This window comes from Pseudocoprococcus catus (assembly GCF_019734885.1).
GTDB classification, from domain to species: domain Bacteria; phylum Bacillota; class Clostridia; order Lachnospirales; family Lachnospiraceae; genus Coprococcus_A; species Coprococcus_A catus.
Window position 1 is genome coordinate 1 of record NZ_JAAXCM010000043.1, and the last position, 751, is coordinate 751.

The 751-nt window shown below is 47.9% G+C and carries 1 protein-coding gene; it reads left to right on the forward strand.

What is annotated here, in order from left to right:
• Window positions 1–14: 14 nt before the first annotated feature.
• A partial coding sequence (locus tag HED67_RS12195) for a hypothetical protein (protein ID WP_331467098.1) occupies window positions 15–751 on the forward strand: 737 nt, incomplete at its 3' end.

Here is a 751-nt window from a genome sequence, read left to right on the forward strand (position 1 = left end):
ATGGAGAAAATATTTTGGGCGGATTTGACAGTAAGGGTGTGACAGCAACGGTCCTTCCTGCAACAGTTGTCTTAAAGAAAGCAGAAGATAATGGAAAGAAAGGCATCAATGTGACCTGGGAAAAGGTTTCAGGTGCCACAGGTTACCGTATCTACAGAAAAACATCCGGAGGCAGCTGGAAAGGCCTGGTCAATGTGACATCCGAAAGTACAACAAGCTATACAGACAGCACCGTTGCAGCAGGAACTACTTACTTCTATACAGTCCGTGCCTATAAGACAGTCAATGGCAGTGATGTCTACGGCGGATTTGATAATACAGGTGTGAGTGCATCTGTGAAGGCAGAGAGTCAGAGCCTTGGAACAGTTATTCTTGATAAGACAGCAGACAGCGGAAAGGGCAGCATCATCGTCAGCTGGAAGGCAGTGGAAGGTGCGGAAGGCTACCGGATCTACAAGAAGTTTACAGGAAGCAGCTGGCAGAAAGTGACAGATGTAGCTTCAGACAAGCTGAGTTATGAGGACGGTTCCGGTGTAACAGGAAAGACTTATGTGTACACCGTCCGTGCATTTAAGCATGCGGACGGCAAGGAAGTTCTTGGTGGATTTGACAACAAGGGATTGACAGCGACAAAACTGCCTGCGAAAGTAACCTTGAAAGCAGCTAAGGATAATGGCAAAGGCGGCATCACAGTGAGCTGGAACAAGGTATCCACAGCGACAGGCTACCGTGTTTACAGAAAGGAAGCCGG